Raw genomic sequence first — 20,328 nt, 5'->3', positions numbered from 1 at the left:
CCGTAGTCGAACCCAACCTATAGGCAACTAGCGCCCAATGACTACTACATCTAGGGGTTGACCGTATGCCGCCCGGGAACTGAGGTCAAGTTGACGAGCCTGTCCGGCGCGTCACCAAGCGACCTGGATCACCCCGCCCGCGTGACCCGCACGGCCGGCACCAACGGCACCGAGAATTCCAACCCTCCACACCCCCGGATCGCTACGGGTCATTCACCACCAATCACCCTCGCGAACCCAAAATTAGAACACAAGTACGACCCGTCGTACTATCTACCAGAACAGGAGTGGGACCCCGGCGAGAAGTACCCTCGACACACCGACCAAGGTCGTACAGATGTTTGAAGAAGGCTGATCTCGCCTATACGGTCAGGTACGACCGGCTCGCAACCGGCTCCCGCCGCGAGCGAACACCACGAGCGACGGTGCACCCAAGCGCCGACCAGGGAGGACGGACGTGACCGAGGACCGGACCAACCGGCCGAAGAGCCCGCAGCAGATTACCGAGGCGGGCACGGCGAGCACCCGCCGTCGACGTGCCGCGCGGGGCCGCACCGGCTCGCCCGCGGTGCGGCCGGTCACCCCCGTCGTCAGCGCGTTCCCCGAACCGGCAACCGTTGATCTTACCGCCCGGCAGCGGCGGATCCTGGAGTTCATTCGCACCTGGGTCGAGCGACACGGCTACCCGCCGAGCGTGCGCGAGATTGGCGAGGCGGTCGGTCTGGTGTCGCCGTCCAGCGTTGCCTATCAGCTCAAGGAGCTGGAGAAGAAGGGCTTTCTCCGCCGCGACCCGAACCGGCCGCGCGCGGTTGACGTCCGGCCGCCCGGGGACGCCCTCGACGACGAGGCGGCGCTCGCGCAGCGGCCGGTCCCGGCCTATGTACCGATGCTGGGCCGGATCGCCGCCGGCGGTCCAATCCTCGCCGAACAGGCCATCGAAGACATCTTCCCGCTCCCTCGCGAGTTGGTCGGCGAGGGGGAGGTCTTCATGCTCCAGGTCAAGGGCGACTCAATGCTGGACGCGGCGATCTGCGATGGCGACTGGGTAGTCGTCCGACAACAACCCACCGCCGAATCCGGCGACATCGTGGCCGCCATGCTCGATGGCGAGGCCACGGTGAAGACCTACCGGCGGCGGGACGGACACGTCTGGCTGATGCCGCAAAACCCGGCCTTCGACCCGATCCCGGGCGACGACGCCACCATCATGGGCCGGGTCGTCACGGTGCTCCGCCGCATCTGACCAACAGCGGCCGTCGTAGCGGGCCGGAGCAGCAACAGCAGCCGTAGCGGCGGCCGGATCAGTAGCGGCCGCCGTATTGGTCTCGCCCCCCGCCCGGCTCCGGGCCGGGTCGGCCCGGGCCGGAGCCGGACTCACTGCGCTGAGCATCGCGCGGAGCCGCCCCACCGCCGTCGCGGCGCGGCGGCTGGGCACGACCACCACCACGCCCGCCACCACCGGCACCCCCGCCGTACACCCCGCCGCCACGACTTCCGCCGGCCGCCCGACCACCACCGGCAGCCTGACCACCGCCGGCCGCCCGACCACCACCGGCAGCCTGACCACCGCCGGCCGCCCGACCACCACCGGCAGCCTGACCACCGCCGGCCGCCCGACCACCACCGGCCGCCCGACCACCACCGGCGGCCTGACCACCGCCCGCAGCGGGACGGGACCCACCAGCGCCAGCGACGGGCCGCCGGCCATAGACGCCGGCAGCGGGACGCCCCCCCTCCCGCGGATGCCCACTGCCATACCCGCCCTTGTCGGCGGGAGCGGCCGCCCGACCCGGCTCCCGACCCGCCCCCGCGACCGGCGCACCGCCGTAAACAGCGCCGCGGGAACGGTCGGTGGGGTCGCGGGAACCGTCGTCATCGGCCGGCCTGTCGGCACCCTTCGGCTTCGCCGGTCGCCGCCGGGCCCGAATGACGCCGGTGACGCCCGCCCCAACCAGCCCCGCACCGATCAGGCCCACGGCACCGACGACCAGGTATGCCTTCTCCTGCAGGTCGAGGCGGGCGAACCAGGAGGTCGTTGGCTCCTCCGATCCGTCGGCGTTCGCCTCCGGGGCTGGCTCCGCCTTCGCCGTCGGCGCGTACGACAGGATGTCAATCGGCTCGCCGTCGTCGAGTTGGCCGGCGTCGGAGACGGTCAGAAAGGTCTTGCCGTCCGGGGTGTAGGTAATCGCCTCACCGAACGGATCCGCGAGCGGAGTCACCCGCGGTTCCGTCGTCGTCAGCGCCGTCACGAGGTCACCGTCGGTGACGTCGTACTCGAAGGCGTCCGCGTAGGTGCGCAGCACCACCCGCGTGCCATCCGGGGAACGGGCGGCCCCGGTGATCGCCGTGCGCCCGAGCGCCCCGAGCGCGTTCTCGGTCTCGGTCGCCGGCAGCTCCACCTCGCCGAGCTTCTTCATCTTCCCCGGTTCGGTGTCGCCGCTGGGTAGTTCCCCATCAACGGTGAAGATCTCGGCCTTGCCGGAGACGACCTTGGTGATGATCACCGGAACGCCGTCATCGTCGATGACCAGGGCCTCGGCGTCCCGCGGCTCGTTGCCCGGGTAGGCGAGGCGGTGCAGCGTCAGCCTCTCGTCACCGCTGACCGGCATGCTCCACACCGCCACCCGCTCCCGGCGGTTGCTGCTGGTCACGTTGTCGCCGGTGTCGGCGACCCAGAGGGTCTTTCCGTCTGGCGACAACGCCAGGTCCTCGGTGTCCAGGGGACCGCCGACCGAGTAGCGGACCGGGTCCCCGGCGATCTCGCAGTCGGCGTCCAGGAAGAAGACCCGCTTGTGGCTCTCCACGTCGGTACTGTCGTTGATCACGATGTAACCGGTCTCGGTAGCCACCAACCCGGACAGCTCCCGCAGCCGATCGTCGGTGACGGTGCAACGCTTCTGCCCCTCCGCCGCAGCCGGCGACGGCACCATGACCAGGATTACAGCGATGGTTACCGCGGCTGCCCCCAGCAAGCTGAGGGCACCCGTGGTCAGGGTGTGAAAGCGACGCATCCACACAGTGTCGCATGGCAGCGGATCACCGCCGCCCGCACTGAGCGGCTACGAAGGCACCCCGGAGCCCACCGCCGCCGGCTCCGGGGCAGTGGGCTCGGTCGCCTGGAAGGGCGCCAACTCGGCGGCGAGCGCCGCATCGACCCGGGCCTGCAGCAGGGTGCCCTCGGGCAGGTGTGCCGTGCTGAGCACCTCGCCCTGCTGGTGCGCCCGGGCGACCAGGTCACCCCGTTCGTACGGCAGGACCGCGCGGACCTCCACGGCCGGGCGGGGCAGCTGAGCCTCGACCGCCCGGCGCAGGTCAGCAACGCCGTAGCCGGAATGCGCGGAGACGAAGATCGCCTCCGGCCAGAGCCGCTTGAGCCGGAGCAGGGTCTCCGCATCGGCGGCGTCGGTCTTGTTGACGACCAGCAGCTCCGGCAACCGGTCGGCGCCCACCTCGGCGAGAACGGCACGGACGGCACGAACCTGCTCTTCCGGGTCCGGATGGGTGCCATCGACGACATGCACCACCAGGTCGGCCTCCGCCACCTCCTCAAGGGTGGAGCGGAACGCCTCGACGATCTGGTGCGGCAGATGCCGCACGAAGCCCACCGTGTCGGAGAAGGTGAAGTGCCGCCCTTCCGCGGTGGTCGCCTTCCGGATCGTCGGGTCCAGCGTGGCGAAGAGGGCGTTCTCCACCAGCACCCCGGCCCCGGTCAGCTGGTTCAGCAGACTGGACTTGCCGGCGTTCGTGTAGCCCGCGATGGCCACCGCCGGCACCGCGTTGCGATAGCGACGGGCGCGCTTGGTCTGGCGTACCGTGCGCATGGCTTTGATCTCCCGGCGCAGCCGGGCGATGCGGTGTCGAATCCGCCGTCGGTCGGTTTCCAACTTGGTTTCACCCGGGCCACGCAGGCCCACGCCGCCGCCGGCACCACCGCCGCGACCGGATCCACCGCTCTGCCGGGAGAGGGTCTCACCCCAACCGCGCAGCCGGGGTAGCAGGTACTCCAGCTGGGCCAACTCGACCTGCGCCTTACCCTCCCGGCTCTTCGCGTGCTGGGCGAAGATATCCAGGATCAGGGCGGTGCGGTCAACGACCTTCACCTTGGTGCGCTGCTCCAGGTTGCGCAGCTGGGACGGGGAGAGCTCCCCATCGCAGATCACCGTGTCGGCGCCGCTGGAGCGCACGGCCGCCCCCAGGTCATCCACCTTGCCGCGGCCAACGTAGGTGGCCGGGTCGGGCCGTTGCCGGCGCTGGATCAGCCCCTCAAGCACCTGCGAGCCGGCCGTCTCGGCCAGCGCCGCCAGTTCCGTGAGGGAATTCTCGGCGTCCCGCTGCGATCCCTCGGTCCACACCCCGACCAGGACAACCCGCTCCAGTCGGAGCTGGCGGTACTCGACCTCGGTGATGTCGGTCAGCTCGGTGGAGAGACCGGGGACCCGCCGCAGCGCCTGCCGCTCCGACAGCTCGAACTCACCGGTCGTGGCTTCGAACTCGTCGCCCTCGTCGGGAAGGAAGGTCTCCTGCTCTCGCAAACCGCGCCTCCTGTCTGTCTGCGGTCGGCTGGCTGTTTGCCCGCCGTGCTGCCGGGAAAATCGCGGCCGGCTCCCAGCAATCCTGACATGTGACAACGCCACCCGCATCGGCAATATGCCCGGGGCTACCCGCTGGTAACGGGGCCGGATGCGGTGCCGTTACCGGGGGCGAGTAGAAATGCGGGGCGAGTCGTTCAGCATCATCGGAAGGAACTGCGTGGCCACCACCCGATTGCCGAGTGCCGGATTCTCGATCACGGTCCGGATCGCAGTAACCGCGGATGCCTCCTCCATCGGGCGGTTGACCACCACGGTCGGCGAGGCCGGGGCGATCGTCACCGCGCTCGACGTGGTCGACTCCGACCACACCCACGTCACCGTCGACCTGACCTGCGACACCGCCGACGCCAGCCACGCCGACCAGGTGGTTGACGCGCTCACCGCGCTCGACGGGGTGGACGTGCGCAAGGTCTCCGACCGCACGTTCCTGCTGCACCTCGGCGGCAAGATCGAGGTCAGCCCGAAGGTCGCATTGCGCACCCGAGACGAGCTGTCCCGGGCGTACACCCCGGGGGTGGCCCGGGTCTGCCAGGCCATCGCGGAGAACCCGGCGGACGCGCGGCGCCTGACCATCAAACGCAACACGGTGGCGGTGGTCAGCGACGGCTCGGCTGTGCTCGGCCTGGGCAACCTGGGGCCGGCGGCGTCGCTGCCGGTGATGGAGGGCAAGGCGGCGCTGTTCAAGCGCTTCGGCGGGGTGGACGCCTGGCCCGTGGTGCTCGACACCCAGGACACCGATGAGATCGTGTCGATCGTCAAGGCCATCGCACCCGCGTACGGCGGAATCAACCTGGAGGACATCGCCGCGCCGCGCTGCTTCGAGATCGAGGCACAGCTGCGCGCGGCGCTGGACATCCCGGTCTTCCACGACGACCAGCACGGCACGGCGATCTGTGTGCTGGCCGCGCTGACCAACGCGCTCCGGGTCGTCGGTAAGGAACTGGCGCAGGTACGGGTGGTGGTCTCCGGCGCGGGCGCCGCCGGCACCGCGATCATGAAGCTGCTGCTACGCCAGGGTGTGGGCGACATCATCGCGTACGACCGGCAGGGTGCGCTGCACCGTGGGATGACCGGGCTGAACCCGGCCTGGCAGTGGCTGGCCGAGCACACGAACCGGGAGAACTACGCCGGCGATCTGGCCGGGGCGGTACGGGACGCGGACGTCTTCATCGGCGTGAGCGCCCCCAACCTGCTCACCGGGGACGACATCGCCGCCATGGCCAAGGACGCGATCGTGTTCGCGCTGGCGAACCCGGACCCGGAGGTTGACCCGCGCGAGGCACGCAAGCACGCCGCAGTGGTCGCCACCGGCCGCTCCGACCAGCCCAACCAGATCAACAACGTGCTGGCCTTCCCCGGCGTGTTCCGGGGGATGCTGGACGCGCACGCGGAGGGCTTCACGGAGGAGATGGCGATCGCCGCTGCCCAGGCCATCGCTGACGTCGTCGGTGAGGAGAAGATCAACCCGACGGTTATCGTCCCCAGCGTCTTCGACTCCCGGGTGGCCCCGGCCGTCGCCGCGGCCGTCCGCGCCGCCGCACAGAACCCGGCGACCACCCCGCCGCCCGCCGCCGACCCCGGCCCGGCTGACCTGCCCGAGATCGCCGCCAACGCCAGCGCCACCCCCTAGGTCACCACAACCCACCGCACCGGATCACCTCGACGAGCAGGTGATCCGGGCGTAGTTTGGGCCGCACCACAGCTGGTAATCGCAGCTCGCCGGTCTCGGCAACCGCGGATGGTGGGATACCAAGCGATGACCAGCACACTGTGGCGACGCCTGCTGGCTGAGTTCACCGGCACTGCCCTGCTGGTCACCGCCGTGGTCAGCTCCGGAATCATGGCCACCACCCTCGCCCCCGACCAGGTCGGCCTTCAGCTGCTGGCTAACTCGATCACCACCGCCTTCACCCTCGGCACGCTGATTTTGATCTTCGGGCCGGTCTCCGGGGCCCACTTCAACCCGGTCGTCTCCGCCGCCGACTGGTTCCTCGGGCGGCGCGCCGGCACCGGTCTGACCGCCGGCATCCTGGGTGCCTACGGAGCGGCCCAGATCCTCGGCGGGGTCGCCGGTGCGGTGCTGGCGCACCTGATGTTCGACCTACCCGCGATCGACTTCGCCGGCAAGGAGCGGGCCGCCTGGCATCTCTGGGTCGGTGAGGTTGTCGCCACCTCCGGGCTCGTCCTACTGATCTTCGCCCTGGCCCGGTCCGGGCGTGCGTCGGTCGCCCCGGCCGCCGTCGGCGCCTACATCGGGGCCGCGTCCTGGTTTACCTCGTCCACCTCCTTCGCCAATCCCGCGGTCACCATCGGCCGTGCGTTCTCCGACACCTTCGCCGGCATCGCCCCCACCTCGGTACCCGCTTTCATCCTGGCCCAGTTGGCCGGACTCGCCGTCGGCGTCGGCCTGCTCACCACCCTCTACCCCGACGCCGGTGTCGCCGCCGACCAGATCGTCGTCCCCGTGGAGCCGGCAGCGACGGGAACCCGGGGGCCTCCGACCCGTCGAGCGGACCGCCGTCGCTCCCCGGTCAAACCACCGCCAAGCTCGCACCAGATCGATGAGGAGCACCTCGGGGTCGACAAACCCTCGGTGCTCTTCGTCTGCGTCCACGATGCCGGCGGCTCGCAGTTGGCCGCCGGTTGGCTACGCCAGTTCGCTGGCGACACCGTCGAGGTCCGCTCCGCCGGCTCCGCCCCCGCCCGCCAGGTCGACCCCGCCGTCGCGGCGGCCATGTGGGAGGTCGGCATCGACATCACCGGTCAGGTGCCGACGCTTCTGCGGCCCGCGACCACGGCGGCCGCTGACGTCATCATTACCATCGGATGCCGCAGTGACTTTCCCGGTCTTCCAGCTGGACGCCACGAGAACTGGGATCTCGACGACCCCACCGGCCTCGGGGTCGAGGCGATCCGCCCGATCCGCGACGAGATCCGGAACCGAGTAGAGCAATTACTCGCGGAGCTGCGGCGCACGACATGACACCCCTGTGGTTCAACGCGAGAAGCGCCAGCCCGCCGGGCACCGCGGCCGATGCGTCAGCCACCCGGGCCGCCGCATCTCGACCGCCACCGCGAATCAGCCGAGCGCCGCCGTTGCTGCCACCGGGGTGCGCAGCAGGCCGTACGCCGACCGGTAGCTGCGCTGGCCGATCGCCGGCAGCAGCAGGTTCCGCACCCACGCAGGCTTGGCGACGGCGCGGGAGAGCTGGTCGGTCGCGGTCTGCACATGGGTTACCCGGCCACGCCGAAGCCGTTCCCACTCCCCACCGACCGTTTCCCAGTCCCGGCTGCCGAGGAGTTCGGCCAGCACCAGCGCATCCTCTACGGCAAGCGAGGCACCCTGCGCCCAGACCGGCGCCGTGGCGTGCGCGGCATCGCCGATCAGGACAACCCGGCCCTGATGCCACCGCGGGATGCGCACCTCCTCGATCGGGGAGTGGTACATCGACTCCGGGCGGACGAGGGCCTCGGCGATTGCGGTCTGTACCGATTCGGGGAACCCGGCGAAGGTCGCCGACAGCCAGGCGGGGTCGGACCCGATCGGGCCGCCCCTGGTCGCGGAGGCAAAGCCATACACCTCCCCGGCTCCGGCCGGAAGCAGCAGGACCGTGCCGCTGTCGCCGGACCACGCCGTCCAGCAGGCGACGCCGGGGTTGGGTGCCATGAACCGCCAACTCGCCGCGGACAGCAGCGCCGCTTCGAGCCGGGCATCGCCGAACAGGGACGTGCGAACCGCCGAGTGCACTCCGTCGGCCCCGACCACGAACCCGTACCGGTCGGTGCTGCCATCGGAGAGGGTCACATCGACGCCGCCGGCTGTCGCGCGGACCCTGCTCACCGCCACCCCGCGCCGCACCGAACCCGAGGGCAGGTCTCGTTCCAGTAGTTCGAGAAGGTCCCGACGACGCGCGCACCGGGGCTGGTGCGCCACGCCCCAGAACTCGTCCTCGGCAACGGAGAAGAGTAGCCGCCCCCGCTGGGTGCGGTACTCACGTCTCGACACTGGCACGCCGATGGCACGCAAGCCGTCGGCGACGCCGAGTGCCGCGAACGCCCGCACGCCATTGCCCGGAATGTTGATCGCCAGCCCCGCCTCCGTCAGGACGGGCCGCTGCTCCACTGCCGTCGCGGGGATACCGTGCCGCCGCAACGCACGAACCATCGACAAACCGGCGATCCCGGCACCAGCCACCAAAACTCCGTCGTTCATATTGGAAAGCTTAGATGCCGCCGGCCTCGTCGGCACGCCGCCGGTCCGGCACCACGGTGGAGTTTCGGCGGCCCGCCCGCCGTCGATCAGGTAGCGGGTCAGGCCAGCGCCGCGATCGTCACCTCACCGCTCGCCACCAGTACGGCGGGCCCCGCCAACCAGCAGCCCTGGGCGGTCTGGGTCACCACCAGACGACCACCGGGCACGTCCACGGCGACCACGCCGGTGTCCCGGCCCGCGTCCCGCAGGACGACCGCGGCCACCGCACATGCACCGGTGCCGCAGGAGCGCGTCTCCGCGCTGCCCCGCTCGTAGACCCGCATCCGAACGTGGCCATCGAGGCCGTCCATCGGGCTCCCGGAGCTGATGAACTCGACATTGACCCCCGCCGGGAAGATGGCCCGGTCGAACTCCGGGGCCCGGCTCAGGTCGAGAGCCGCCAGCTCCAGCCCGGCCGGCACCGGGCAGACCAGGTGCGGGTTACCGACATCAACCGCCGTGCCGGGCAGGGCCAGCCCGCCGAGCACCGCGAATGAGGTGTCGGCCAACCGGGGCCGCCGCATCTCGACCGCCAGCTCCTCCCCCGCAACCCGCGCCCGCACGAGACCGGCGCGGGTGGCTACCGGCAGTGCCGCCTCCGACGGCACCGCCAGCCCGTTTTCCAGCAGGTAGCGGACGAAGACGCGGGCGCCGTTGCCACACATCTCGGCCACGGAGCCGTCGGAGTTCCAGTAGTCCATGAACCACTCGGCCGCACCGGCGAGGGCCGCTCCGTCGGGGTGCCGCGCGGCGCGGACCACCCGCAGTACGCCGTCCCCTCCGATCCCCTGCCGCCGATCGCACACGGCCGAGACCAGGTCCGGGGTCAGCTCGAGGGTGCCGTCGGGATCGGGCAGGATCACGAAGTCGTTGCCGGTGCCATGCCCCTTGGTGAACTCCACGACCCCATCATCGCGCAGCGGGCCGGACAACTCGCAGCGCCTCTGCCACCAGCCCGGCTCCGGCCGAGTCGAGCCAGGTGATCCGCGGATCCCGGCGAAACCAGGACCGCTGGCGACGGACAAACCGGCGGGTGGCGCGGATCGTCTCCTGGTACGCCTCGGACTCGGTCAGCTCTCCGGCCAGGAACCGCAGGACCTGCTGGTAGCCGAGGGCACGGCTGGCCGTACGGCCCGCGGCCAACCCCTGGTCGGCCAGCACCCGGGTCTCGGCCACCAGGCCGTCGGCCCACATCCGGTCCACCCGCAGCGCGACCCGCTCGTCGAGCTGAGCGGTGTCCAGGTCAACGCCGATCTGCACCGACCGGTAGTACGGGCTGGGGTCGGGCAGCGCGGCGGCGAAGGGCGCACCGGTCAGCTCGATCACCTCCAACGCCCGGACGATCCGCCGGCCGTTGCCCGGCAGAATGTTCGCCGCCGCGTTCGGGTCAACGGCGCGTAGTCGCTCGTGCAGGACAGCCGGGCCGGCCTGCGCCAGCTCCGCCTCCAACCGTTGCCGGAGCACCGGATCCGTGCCGGGGAACTCGAAGCGTTCCAGCACGGCCCGGAGGTAGAGGCCCGAACCGCCGACCAGCAGCGGCACCCGCCCCCGGGCCAGGATGTCGTCCACCGCCGCGCGGGCGAGCCGCTGGTACTCGGCGACGCTGGCCGGCTCGGTGACCGGCCAGATGTCCAGCAGGTGGTGCGGCACCCCGGCACGTTCGCCGATGGTCAGTTTGGCGGTGCCGATATCCATTCCCCGGTAGAGCTGCATCGAGTCGGCGTTGACGACCTCACCGTCGAGCTCGTGGGCGAGGGCGATACTCAACGCCGACTTACCGGCCGCGGTCGGACCGACCACACCCACCACCGTGCCGGCCACCAGGTCAGCACCGTCAACCACACCGGCGGCCGCCGCCCGGCGAGCGTCGCCAGCCGCGTCGGCGGCGTGCACCGGGCCGCTCCCGTCGGCGCTCACCGGGCCGCTCCCGTCGGCGCCCACGAGGCGACGAAATAGGTCACCCCGTAGGGTGCCGCGGCGTAGGCCAGCTCACCGCGCCAGGGGCCTCCGGCCGCCCGGACCGCACCGGCCAGGACCTGCCAGGGGGCGCGGCCGGCGGCCTTCAGCCCCGCCGACAGCTCCGCGTCCAACGTGCCGAGGGCACAAGTGTCCGCACCGGCCAGGGCCCGCGCCACCGCCTGGTCGTACGGCTCTGCGCGTGGATCGTCGTAGCCGGGTGACCACTCCACCCGGCAAGCCGACCCATCGCCCAGGACAAGCAGCCCGAGCCGACCGGACGTACCGCCGTCGGGTGCGTTTTCGATCACCGAACCGAGCAGCTCCGGGTCATACGGGCCCGCACCGAACAGGTCCGGGTGGAGCAGGCCCGCCCCGAGGGCGGCACAACGGTCGGCGGGCTCGTCGGCGGCGACCGCCACCGCGGACCGGGGCAGCGTGGTACCAGCGCGACCGAGTAGCCACGCCCCGATGGTCAGACTCAGCGGCAGCCGCGCCGGCCCGAGGGCGGCCGCATCAGTGCGGTCCGCGGCGTCGGTCGGCGACAGCGGCACCCGCCGGTCGATCCCGTACCGATGGAACGAGCCGTGTTCCGCGGCGTCGAAGGTCTCGGTGGCCGGCCCACACCCGATCATCACGATCCGGTCCGGCTCGGCGGCGAGTAGCCGGGCCACGACCCCGTCGCAGGCGGTTCGCAGTTCGTCCAACTCGGCGGAGGCGGCACCCGCCACTTCGGGAACGAGCAGCGGCGGATGCGGGCAGACGGCGGCGGCGACCAGGGGCACGAGGGTCACGGTAGCGGCTGGTCCGGACGCACCGCCGCGCGCCTTCCCGCGGCCGGGCACCCCGGATTCCGGCTACTGACAAGTACACCCGAACGGAGGTTCCGACACTCGCCCCATCCGGGCCCATCGGGGCGCTAGGACACCGTATGGTCACGGTCGGCGATAGGCGCTCGACGGGGGCGGGGGCACACCTGTGACAATGCCGTGGAGAACGTTGGGCTGCGCCGTGGCGGCGCTCGCGGGACTGACCCGTGACGCCGGGAGAACGAGGATGGGCACATGAGCGACTGGACTGCCTTCGGACGGGTGGACGCAGACGGCACCGTCTACGTGAAAACCGCTGAGGGCGAGCGGGTGGTCGGTTCCTGGCAGGCGGGTGCACCGGAGGAGGGGCTGGCGCACTTCGCCCGCCGGTTCGCCGATCTGATCACCGAGGTGGAGCTGGCCGAGGCGAGACTCAACTCGGGCGCCGCTGATGCGAACCACTCGCTCAGCACGATCCGCCGGCTGCGTGCCTCGCTGGCCGAGGCGCACGTCGTCGGCGACATCGACGGCCTCGCCAACCGGCTGGACCGGCTCGCCACCCTCGCGGAGGAGAAGGCCACCGAGGCTCGGGCCGCCCGCGACGCCGCCCGGAGCGAGGCCCTCGCCCGCAAGACCGCGCTGGTTGAGGAGGCCGAGAAGCTGGCCGCCGAGTCGACCGGCTGGAAGACCGCCGGCGACCGGTTCAAGGAGATCCTCGGGGAGTGGAAGTCGATCCGTGGGGTGGACCGGAAGACCGACGGTGAACTGTGGAAACGGTTCGCGGCGGCCCGGGATGGCTTCACCCGCCGCCGGGGTGCCCACTTCGCCTCACTGGACGCGCAGCGGAAGCAGGCGCAGGCGATCAAGGAGGAGCTGGTCGTCGAGGCCGAGAAGCTCCAGGATTCGACCGAGTGGGCCCACACCGCCAGCCAGCTCAAGGAGCTGATGAACCAGTGGCGCGTCGCGCCCCGGGCGTCGAAGGAGGCCGAGCAGCGGCTCTGGGAGAAGTTCCGGGCCGCGCAGGACGCGTTCTTCACCCGGCGCAGCGAGGTCTTCTCGGCCCGGGACAACGAGCAGCGCGCCAACCTGGAGCGCAAGCAGGCGCTTCTGGCGGAGGCCGAGGCGCTGGATGTCGACGGCGACCCGAAGGGCACGCAGGCGAAGCTCCGGGAGATCCAGGCGCAGTGGCACGAGGCCGGACGGGTGCCCCGGGAGGCGGCGGGGGGCCTGGAGCGTCGACTGCGCGCGGTCGACGACAAGGTTCGCGAGGTGATGGACTCCGCATGGCGGCGAACCGCTCCGCAGGACAACCCGCTGCTCGCGCAGATGCGGGCGCAGGTCGCCGAGGCCGAGGAGCGGCTGGCCCGGGCCAAGGCCGCCGGGGACACCCGGCGGGTCCGCGACGCCGAGCAGGCCCTCAGCTCCAAGCGTCAGTTCCTCAGCCTGGCCGAGCAGTCCAGCTGAACCGTTAGCAGGCCGCCCCGGGGCCCCGGTTCCTCGTGAACCGGGGCCCCGGGCGTGTTCACCAAGGGTGACGGGAGCTGCGGGAGTCAGCCCCGCAGCATCAGCCCCGGTGTCAGCAGGAGCAGGCCGACGAGGCCGCGGGCGGCATCGACGGCGGAGCGCCGACGGTGGGCAGCCCGAGCGACACACCGGCGGTACGGGGTCGCTGCCCCGCCTCGGCCGCGTCGCCGGCCCGGGTACGCCGGTGCGCGAGCGGCTCACCGTCGGCGTTGAGGTGGTGTGGGGCGGCATAGGTGACCACGGTCTGCACGATGTCGCCGGGGCGGATCTGCCCGGTGCGGCTGCCGGCGTCGAAGTGCACCAGTCGGCCGTCGCGGGCCCGCCCGGAGAGCCGGCCGGTGCGCTCGTCCTTGCGCCCCTCACCGACGGCCACCAGCACCTCGACGGTCTTCCCCAGCAGCCGCCGGTTCTCCGCCCAGGTGATCTCCTCGACGCAGTCGATCAGCCGCTCGTAGCGCTCCTGCACCACCGCCTTTGGCAGCTGGTCGGCCATCGTCGCGGCGGGGGTGCCGGGGCGCTTGGAGTACTGGAAGGTGAAGGCCGAGGAGAACCGGGCCGCGCGGACCACGTCGAGGGTGCGTTCGAAGTCGGCCTCGGTCTCGCCGGGGAAGCCGACGATGATGTCCGTGGTGATCGCCGCGTCCGGCATCGCCGCCCGCACCTTCTCGATGATGCCCAGGTAGCGCTCCGACCGGTACGAGCGGCGCATGGCCCGCAGCACGTCGTCGGAGCCGGACTGTAGCGGCATGTGCAGCGAGGGGCAGACGTTCGGTGTCTCGGCCATCGCGGCGATCACGTCGTCGGTGAAGTCTTTCGGGTGCGGGCTGGTGAACCGCACCCGCTCCAGACCGTCGATGTCGCCGCAGGCGCGCAGCAGCTTGCCGAAGGCGTACCGGTCGCCGAACTCGATGCCGTAGGAGTTGACGTTCTGCCCGAGCAGGGTCACCTCCAACACGCCTTCGTCGACCAGGGCGCGTACCTCGGAGAGGATGTCGCCGGGGCGACGGTCCTTCTCCTTGCCGCGCAGCGCCGGCACGATGCAGAACGTGCAGGTGTTGTTACAGCCAACCGAGATCGACACCCACCCGGCGTAGGTTGACTCCCGACGGGTCGGCAGGGTGCTCGGGAAGACCTCGAGGGACTCGAGGATCTCCACCTCGGCGGCGGCGTTGTGCCGGGCCCGCTCCAGCAGCACCGGCAGCGACCCGATGTTGTGCGTGCCGAAGACCACGTCCACCCAGGGCGCCCGGCGGACGATCTCGCTGCGGTCCTTCTGCGCCAGGCAGCCACCCACCGCGATCTGCATCTCTGGGTGCTGGGTCTTGCGGGGACGCAGCTGACCGAGGTTGCCGTAGAGCCGGTTGTCGGCGTTCTCCCGCACGGCGCAGGTGTTGAAGACGACCACGTCCGGGGTGTCGTCGGTGGCCCCGGCCCGCAGGTAGCCGGCCTGCTCGAGGAGGCCGGAGATGCGCTCGGAGTCGTGCACGTTCATCTGGCAGCCGTAGGTGCGCACCTGGTAGGTGCGGGGGCTGCTCGCCGCTGCGGTAGTCATGACCTCGACAGCCTATCCGGGCCGCCCGGATGGACCGGAGTCGAGCTACCGCCTCACAGGTCGGACAGGATCCCGGCTACCTGTTCGAGCACCGCCATGCTGGTATCGAAGGGCGCCTGCCCGGGAAACGGCACCACCAGGTCCGTGATCCCGACCTGGCGGTACGTGTCAACGGTCTCCCGGAACACGTCCAGAGAGGCGAGCGCCGTCGGCTCCCGGTTCACGTACATCAACAGCCGGCGCTGGGTTGCCGGGTCACGGCCGGCCTTCTCGCAGATGTCGGCCAGCTGGCGGACCTGTCCCGCGACATCATCGGGCCGGGCCACTGGGGGGACGACCCCGTTGCGCGGCGACCGGCCGTTGGTCACCCAGATGTCGCCGTGGCGCGCGGCCAGGGCCATGCCACGGGGACCATTGGCGGCGATCGCCAACGGGATATGGGCGGGCGAGGAGTCCACCGGCCAGATGGGCGCCTGTCGCGCCTGGTAGTACTTGCCGTCGGCATCGGTGACGGGGTTGGCCAGCAGCTCCGCCGTCAGCTCCACGAACTCGCCGAACCGCTCGGCCCGTTCGACGGGCGTCCATTCCGGATCCTGACCGCGGGCGGTGGCGTCGATTCCACTGCCGCCGGCACCGAGACCCAGGATGAAGCGCCCGCCGCTGAGCTCATTGAGGGTGACGACCTCCTTGGCGTACGGCACCGGGTGTCGGAAGTTCGGCGACGAGACGAGGGTGCCGAGCTTGATCTGTCGGGTGACGACTGCCGCGGCGGCCAGGGTCGGCACCGCCGCATACCACTCCTTACCGACCATGTCCTGCCAGCCGATGTGATCGCTCGTCCACGCGTGGGCGAAACCCAACTCGTCGGCCTTCCGCCACATCTGCTGGGCCTCGTCCCAGGGCGAGGAGGGCAGGATGAGCACTCCGACCCGCATGGTCAACCACCCGCCTTGGCGGTCTCCGCTGCCAGCGTCGGTGACGTCGGGCGGCCCCGCCGGCCCGGGTGGGAGCGGCGGGTACGGCTCACGGGTCGCGGCAGCTGCACGACTTCAGCCTAGCGATTCCACCCCATTTCCGGGCTAAGCCAGCAGAAGGAGTGACATGTGCGGTCGCCCGGGCGACCGCCACTTCGACACCGACCACCAGGACCTGACCAACCCCCTGCGCCGACATTTCGATCATGGTCGGCGACCCGTACGATGCCGGCTCACATGCGTCGATGGTCTGCGAGCCAGACGGCGCCCGAACACCTCGCCGCTTCGCGCCCGGGTCAGGCGGCGGCGAGGGCGGGAAGCACCGTGTCGGGGGCCCAGCGGGAGCGGTGGCACCGGGACCAGCCGCGACAGCCCGGGTTGGCTTCGGTGCAGAGCCGTTGGTGGCTGAGCACCTCGCCGTCGTCGGTCTCCCGGACGTCGAAGTGCACCGGGCGGATCGTCCCGTCCGGGGCCACCAGCAGGTGCCGGGTCTCGTCGAGGGTGTCGTCGCGTAGCACGCAGTTGCGGTCCAGCAGGCGGGCCAGGGTCGCGATGCTGGGCAGCTCGGCGAGGGTGTCCGGCACGCCGTAACAGTCGACGATGGTGGCGAACTCCCCCGGCGCCTGCCAGATGTCGCAGACCACGGCGTATCTCGGCAGGCGTGCCGGGTCGGCGATGGCCAGCGGCATCACCACCCGGCCGAGGGCCTCGGCCAGTGCCGGCCAGACCTCCGTCGGCCGTACCTGGTCAATTCTCCAGTTCCACAGCTCGGTCATGCCGCCTCCTCGCTGCGATCGTCTCTCCGGCCCCGGATCGGGCCTTACTGACGATGGTGGGGGGCATATAGCCCCAGCCGGGGGCAAGTTACCGGTCTGTGACCATTCCGGGCAAAATTCCCTCGAGTGATGACGCAGCAACCAGCGGGAAGATGACACTTTATCGGGTATAGGGCGGTGCTCCGCCGTACGACACGGGTCAACTCGCCCCATGGAAAGCCACCGAGCGGTCATCGGGATCCCCTGCCGAGTGGCCAGAAAGAGGCCTCCCCAGCTCGTCGCGGGAGGTGTTACTGCTCCGTGACCATCTGAGCCGCCCCACGCCACAGCTCCCCGCCTAGAGTTTGCCAACCGGAGGTCATTCGGCCTCCCACCCGTGACGACAGGGACGGTGGACGACGTGACGACGAGCGAACCGCTCATCGTGCTGGAATCGGTCAACAAGTGGTTCGGGCCGCTGCACGTACTGGACAACGTCTCGCTGTCGGTCGGGCGCGGCGAGGTCGTCGTGGTGATCGGGCCGTCCGGCTCCGGCAAGTCGACGCTCTGCCGCACCATCAACCGGCTGGAGCCGATCACCTCCGGCAGCATCACCTTCGACGGTCAGCCGCTGCCGGCCGAGGGCCGAGCCCTGGCCAAGCTGCGCAGCGAGGTCGGGATGGTGTTCCAGTCGTTCAACCTCTTCGCGCACAAGACCATCCTCGAGAACGTGACCCTCGGGCCGATCAAGGTGCGCCGGGAGAAGCCGGCGGCGGCCCGCGAACGCGGCCTGGCCCTGCTGGACCGGGTCGGCATCGCCAACCAGGCCGACAAGTTCCCGGCCCAGCTCTCCGGCGGTCAGCAGCAGCGGGTGGCGATCGCCCGGGCGTTGGCGATGCAGCCCAAGGCGATGCTCTTTGACGAGCCGACCAGCGCCCTGGACCCGGAGATGGTCGGCGAGGTCCTGGACGTGATGACCTCCCTGGCCCGCGAGGGCATGACGATGGTGGTGGTCACCCACGAGATGGGTTTCGCCCGCCACGCGGCCAACCGGGTGGTCTTCATGGCCGACGGGCAACTCGTCGAGGACGCGCCCCCGACAGAGTTCTTCGCCAACCCGCGCAGCGAGCGGGCCAAGGACTTCCTATCCAAGATCCTCACGCACTAGGCGTCCGTTGGAGGCGTGCCGCCCCCCGGCCCGCCCCGTCTAAGAAGGAGACAGATATGCGTACCAAGCGCGCGGCAGTGCTCGCCGCGGTCGCCGCACTGGCGCTCGGCCTGACCGCATGTGGTGACGACGCTGGTGAGGAGACCGGCAGCGGCGGCAGCGACAAGTCCTTCGCCGCCGGCAGCACCATGGAGCGCCTGAACGAGGCCCAGGCGATCACGATCGGCACCAAGTTCGACCAGCCGGGCTTCGGCCTCAAGGGCCTGTCCGGCCAGCCGGAAGGCTTCGACGTCGAGATCGCGAAGATCATCGCCGCGGAGCTGGGTGTTCCCGAGGACAAGATCGAGTGGGTGGAGACTCCCTCGAAGGTCCGCGAGGACAAGATCGCCGATGGCAGCGTCGACATGATCGTCGCTACCTACACGATCAAGGACGAGCGCAAGGAGCGGGTCTCCTTCGCCGGGCCGTACTACGAGGCCGGCCAGAACATCATGGTGAAGAAGGACGACACCTCGATCACCGGTCCTGAGTCGTTCCAGGACGGCACGAAGAAGATCTGCTCGGCGACCGGCTCCACGCCGATCGAGGAGATCAAGAAGTACCTCAAGGATGTCCCCTCCCAGCTGGTGCCGTTCGACACCTACGACAAGTGCCGGGACGCGCTCCAGAGTGGCCAGGTCGACGCCGTCACCACGGACAACGTGATCCTGCTCGGCTACATCGCGGACGACGAGGACGCCTTCAAGCTGGCCGGCGAGAACTTCACCAAGGAGCCCTACGGCATCGGGGTGAAGAAGGAGGACACCGAGTTCCGCGACTTCATCAACGACATCCTGGAGAAGGCGTACGCCGACGGCAGCTGGCAGCAGGCCTGGGACGACACCGCCGGCACGTTCGGTGCCGAACTGGGTACCCCGCCGACCATCGACCGCTACTGAGCTGACCCGGGCTGATCTGGAGGGTGGGGAGAGAGACCGACCGTGAGTGTGCTCATCGACAAGTTCGACGTCTTCGCGAGTGGATTCTGGCTCACCCTCCAGATCTGTTTCCTCGCCGCGATCGGAGCCCTGATCCTGGGCTCCGTCGTGGCGGTACTACGGATCTCCCCGGTTCCGCCGCTGCGGGCGCTCGGCACCGTCTACGTCAACACCTTCCGTAACCTGCCGCTGACCATCGTCTTTTTCTTCGCCGCCTTCGGCCTCCCCGCGCTCGGTACCAACGCGGACTTCCTCCGTATCCCCGGGCTCGACATCGTGTTCAGTCGGCTCGGCACCGACCTGCCATACTTTCGCTTCGCGCTGATCGCCCTGGTGCTCTACACCGCGGCCTTCGTCTGCGAGGCGCTGCGCTCCGGCGTGAACGCGGTACCGGCCGGCCAGGCGGAGGCGGCCCGGTCCCTCGGGCTGACCTTCATCCAGAACCTGCGGCACGTGGTGCTACCGCAGTCGTGGACGGCGTCGATCGTTCCACTCGGCTCCGTGATCATCGCGATGATCAAAAACTCGGCGCTGATCGGCTTCTTCGGTGTCATCGGCGACCTGTCCCAGACCGCGGACCAACTCACCTCAGCCGGGGGCGAACCCTTCATTCCAGTCGCCATAGGCATCTCGATCGGATATCTGATCATGACTGTACCTCTGGGCGCATTCCTTGACCGGGTCGAACGGCGGCAGGCGGTGGCCCGATGACCCAGCAGAGCAGCGTCCTCTACGACGTTCCCGGGCCACGGCAGCGCCGAATCACCCTGTTCGGCAGCGTCGCCGCCCTCATCGGGCTGCTGGTGGGCGCGTACTACCTGATCTACCAGCCGCTGGATGAGACCGGCCAGCTCTCGATGGAACTGTGGGGTCCGTTGATCGACCCCGGCAACGAGAACTTCGCCCTGGTCTGGGAACGACTCGGCGTCGGCATCAAGAACACCCTCATCGCGGCGGCGCTAGCCATCGTCACCTCGCTGGCGGTCGGCACCCTGCTGGCGGTGCTGCGAATCCAGCTCAAGGGTCTGGCCCAACGCCGCTACGCCGGGCTAGACCCCTACCTGGCCTATCTGCTGCGCGGGCTGAACCGCACGCTGTCGGCCGTCACCCGCTTCTGCGTCGAGGTCTTCCGAGGTCTCCCCGTCGTCATCACGATCTTCTTCGTGGCGCGTGGGTTTCCCGAGTTCGGCATCACCTTCGACAATCTCTGGTATCTGGTCATCGGCCTCACCATCTACAACTCCGTGGTGATCGCCGAGATTCTTCGCTCCGGGATGCAGGGACTCGCCGGTGGGCAGGCCGAGGCCGCCGCCGCGATCGGCCTCTCCCCGCTGCAGACCACCCGGATGATCCTGCTTCCGCAGGCGTTCCGGATCATGCTTCCCGCGTTGATCAGCCAGCTCGTGGTCGTCCTGAAGGACACCTCGCTCGGTTTCATCATCAGCTATGAGGAGACGCTCAACATCGGCAAGCAGATCATCGGTGTGTTGGACAACCCCATCCAGGTCTACACCGTGCTCGCCGTGCTGTTCATCGCCGTGAACTACTCCCTGTCGAAGCTGGCCCAGGCCGTCCAGAACCGGCTCTCCCGCGGCCGGCGCACCGCCAACACGCCGGCCCCACAGTTGCCGCCCGCCGCCCTCACCTCGCAAGCCGAGGGCGCTGGCGGTCCCTGACCGACCCACGCCACGGTCGGCCCGGGTCTGCCGGGCCGACCGTGGACGGCTGCGCACACACTCCGGTTGAGCAGGCAGGCACGCAACACGGTG

17 protein-coding genes are annotated in these 20,328 nt (G+C 70.2%); 8 read left to right on the top strand and 9 right to left on the bottom strand.

Annotation, left to right across the window (positions count from 1 at the left end):
- The first annotated feature begins 457 nt into the window (after nucleotides 1-457).
- Nucleotides 458-1,243 carry a transcriptional repressor LexA gene (gene lexA / locus SALPAC4_RS0116705; protein WP_018732597.1) on the top strand — a complete coding sequence of 262 codons (786 nt, stop codon included), beginning with the start codon at nucleotides 458-460 and terminating at the stop codon, nucleotides 1,241-1,243.
- A 58-nt stretch (nucleotides 1,244-1,301) separates the two neighbouring features.
- Here the strand turns inward: lexA and SALPAC4_RS0116700 are convergent, their stop codons facing one another.
- Together SALPAC4_RS0116700 and hflX are read right to left on the bottom strand one after the other, a co-directional pair.
- Nucleotides 1,302-3,011: an SMP-30/gluconolactonase/LRE family protein gene (locus SALPAC4_RS0116700; protein ID WP_019871291.1), complete on the bottom strand. Its 1,710-nt coding sequence runs from the start codon at nucleotides 3,009-3,011 to the stop codon at nucleotides 1,302-1,304.
- Between the two features lie 48 nt (nucleotides 3,012-3,059).
- Nucleotides 3,060-4,532, bottom strand: coding sequence for a GTPase HflX (gene hflX / locus SALPAC4_RS0116695; protein ID WP_019871290.1), 1,473 nt, complete (start codon nucleotides 4,530-4,532; stop codon nucleotides 3,060-3,062).
- Nucleotides 4,533-4,710: 178 nt separating this feature from the next.
- Between hflX and SALPAC4_RS0116690 the strand changes: the two genes are divergently transcribed.
- Together SALPAC4_RS0116690 and SALPAC4_RS0116685 are read left to right on the top strand one after the other, a co-directional pair.
- Nucleotides 4,711-6,222 (top strand): NAD-dependent malic enzyme, encoded by a 1,512-nt coding sequence (locus tag SALPAC4_RS0116690; RefSeq protein ID WP_019871289.1) that lies wholly within the window; start codon nucleotides 4,711-4,713, stop codon nucleotides 6,220-6,222.
- A 126-nt stretch (nucleotides 6,223-6,348) separates the two neighbouring features.
- Complete coding sequence (locus SALPAC4_RS0116685) at nucleotides 6,349-7,575, top strand: phosphatase (protein ID WP_019871288.1); 1,227 nt, start codon at nucleotides 6,349-6,351, stop codon at nucleotides 7,573-7,575.
- A gap of 96 nt (nucleotides 7,576-7,671) precedes the next feature.
- On the opposite strand, the gene SALPAC4_RS0116680 is transcribed toward SALPAC4_RS0116685, so the two are convergent.
- From SALPAC4_RS0116680 to SALPAC4_RS0116665, 4 genes are all read right to left on the bottom strand, one after another.
- A complete protein-coding gene (locus SALPAC4_RS0116680; protein WP_019871287.1) occupies nucleotides 7,672-8,805 on the bottom strand; it encodes an FAD-dependent monooxygenase in 1,134 nt (377 codons plus the stop codon).
- Between the two features lie 98 nt (nucleotides 8,806-8,903).
- Nucleotides 8,904-9,746: a diaminopimelate epimerase gene (gene dapF / locus SALPAC4_RS0116675; protein WP_027644688.1), complete on the bottom strand. Its 843-nt coding sequence runs from the start codon at nucleotides 9,744-9,746 to the stop codon at nucleotides 8,904-8,906.
- A gap of 7 nt (nucleotides 9,747-9,753) precedes the next feature.
- On the bottom strand, nucleotides 9,754-10,785 hold the full coding sequence (miaA, locus tag SALPAC4_RS0116670) for a tRNA (adenosine(37)-N6)-dimethylallyltransferase MiaA (RefSeq protein ID WP_020113520.1): 1,032 nt from the start codon (nucleotides 10,783-10,785) through the stop codon (nucleotides 9,754-9,756).
- Nucleotides 10,758-11,594, bottom strand: a complete 837-nt coding sequence (locus tag SALPAC4_RS0116665) for a class III extradiol dioxygenase subunit B-like domain-containing protein (RefSeq protein ID WP_019871284.1) — start codon at nucleotides 11,592-11,594, stop codon at nucleotides 10,758-10,760. The genes miaA and SALPAC4_RS0116665 overlap by 28 nt, the downstream gene beginning before the upstream one ends.
- 270 nt (nucleotides 11,595-11,864) lie before the next feature.
- On the opposite strand from SALPAC4_RS0116665, the gene SALPAC4_RS0116660 reads away from it, so the two are divergent.
- Nucleotides 11,865-13,073: a DUF349 domain-containing protein gene (locus SALPAC4_RS0116660; RefSeq protein ID WP_019871283.1), complete on the top strand. Its 1,209-nt coding sequence runs from the start codon at nucleotides 11,865-11,867 to the stop codon at nucleotides 13,071-13,073.
- 112 nt (nucleotides 13,074-13,185) lie between these two features.
- Here the strand turns inward: SALPAC4_RS0116660 and miaB are convergent, their stop codons facing one another.
- The 3 genes from miaB to SALPAC4_RS0116645 form a co-directional block, all read right to left on the bottom strand.
- Nucleotides 13,186-14,685 (bottom strand): tRNA (N6-isopentenyl adenosine(37)-C2)-methylthiotransferase MiaB, encoded by a 1,500-nt coding sequence (gene miaB / locus SALPAC4_RS0116655; RefSeq protein WP_019871282.1) that lies wholly within the window; start codon nucleotides 14,683-14,685, stop codon nucleotides 13,186-13,188.
- Between the two features lie 53 nt (nucleotides 14,686-14,738).
- Nucleotides 14,739-15,620, bottom strand: a complete 882-nt coding sequence (locus tag SALPAC4_RS0116650; RefSeq protein ID WP_019871281.1) for an LLM class flavin-dependent oxidoreductase — start codon at nucleotides 15,618-15,620, stop codon at nucleotides 14,739-14,741.
- A gap of 335 nt (nucleotides 15,621-15,955) precedes the next feature.
- Entirely contained in the window at nucleotides 15,956-16,435 is a 480-nt protein-coding gene (locus tag SALPAC4_RS0116645) for a hypothetical protein (protein ID WP_019871280.1), read from the bottom strand.
- A 391-nt stretch (nucleotides 16,436-16,826) separates the two neighbouring features.
- On the opposite strand from SALPAC4_RS0116645, the gene SALPAC4_RS0116640 reads away from it, so the two are divergent.
- The 4 genes from SALPAC4_RS0116640 to SALPAC4_RS0116625 are packed head-to-tail and all read left to right on the top strand — an operon-like array spanning nucleotide 16,827 to nucleotide 20,235.
- A complete protein-coding gene (locus tag SALPAC4_RS0116640; protein ID WP_018736741.1) occupies nucleotides 16,827-17,582 on the top strand; it encodes an amino acid ABC transporter ATP-binding protein in 756 nt (251 codons plus the stop codon).
- Between the two features lie 56 nt (nucleotides 17,583-17,638).
- The gene (locus SALPAC4_RS0116635; protein WP_019871279.1) at nucleotides 17,639-18,520 is read left to right on the top strand and encodes a glutamate ABC transporter substrate-binding protein; all 882 of its coding nucleotides are present in this window, start codon (nucleotides 17,639-17,641) and stop codon (nucleotides 18,518-18,520) included.
- A 42-nt stretch (nucleotides 18,521-18,562) separates the two neighbouring features.
- On the top strand, nucleotides 18,563-19,270 hold the full coding sequence (locus SALPAC4_RS0116630; RefSeq protein WP_027644689.1) for an amino acid ABC transporter permease: 708 nt from the start codon (nucleotides 18,563-18,565) through the stop codon (nucleotides 19,268-19,270).
- The gene (locus tag SALPAC4_RS0116625) at nucleotides 19,267-20,235 is read left to right on the top strand and encodes an amino acid ABC transporter permease (protein ID WP_019871277.1); all 969 of its coding nucleotides are present in this window, start codon (nucleotides 19,267-19,269) and stop codon (nucleotides 20,233-20,235) included. The genes SALPAC4_RS0116630 and SALPAC4_RS0116625 overlap by 4 nt, the downstream gene beginning before the upstream one ends.
- The last annotated feature ends 93 nt before the right edge of the window (nucleotides 20,236-20,328 follow it).

Origin of the sequence: Salinispora oceanensis, from assembly GCF_000383575.1 — a bacterium.
Taxonomy (GTDB): domain Bacteria; phylum Actinomycetota; class Actinomycetes; order Mycobacteriales; family Micromonosporaceae; genus Micromonospora; species Micromonospora oceanensis.
Note: the sequence above shows the minus strand (reverse complement) of the source record. Positions and strands in the feature narration are given on the sequence as shown.

What these genes read in the sequence shown, in the direction of transcription:
- miaB (WP_019871282.1), bottom strand. Translation starts at nt 14,685, where the DNA reads ATGACTACCGCAGCGGCGAGCAGCCCCCGCACCTACCAGGTGCGCACC.
- SALPAC4_RS0116690 (WP_019871289.1), top strand. Translation starts at nt 4,711, where the DNA reads ATGCGGGGCGAGTCGTTCAGCATCATCGGAAGGAACTGCGTGGCCACC.
- SALPAC4_RS0116700 (WP_019871291.1), bottom strand. Translation starts at nt 3,011, where the DNA reads ATGCGTCGCTTTCACACCCTGACCACGGGTGCCCTCAGCTTGCTGGGG.
- SALPAC4_RS0116680 (WP_019871287.1), bottom strand. Translation starts at nt 8,805, where the DNA reads ATGAACGACGGAGTTTTGGTGGCTGGTGCCGGGATCGCCGGTTTGTCG.
- SALPAC4_RS0116635 (WP_019871279.1), top strand. Translation starts at nt 17,639, where the DNA reads ATGCGTACCAAGCGCGCGGCAGTGCTCGCCGCGGTCGCCGCACTGGCG.
- SALPAC4_RS0116685 (WP_019871288.1), top strand. Translation starts at nt 6,349, where the DNA reads ATGACCAGCACACTGTGGCGACGCCTGCTGGCTGAGTTCACCGGCACT.
- SALPAC4_RS0116645 (WP_019871280.1), bottom strand. Translation starts at nt 16,435, where the DNA reads ATGACCGAGCTGTGGAACTGGAGAATTGACCAGGTACGGCCGACGGAG.
- SALPAC4_RS0116625 (WP_019871277.1), top strand. Translation starts at nt 19,267, where the DNA reads ATGACCCAGCAGAGCAGCGTCCTCTACGACGTTCCCGGGCCACGGCAG.
- SALPAC4_RS0116650 (WP_019871281.1), bottom strand. Translation starts at nt 15,620, where the DNA reads ATGCGGGTCGGAGTGCTCATCCTGCCCTCCTCGCCCTGGGACGAGGCC.
- SALPAC4_RS0116660 (WP_019871283.1), top strand. Translation starts at nt 11,865, where the DNA reads ATGAGCGACTGGACTGCCTTCGGACGGGTGGACGCAGACGGCACCGTC.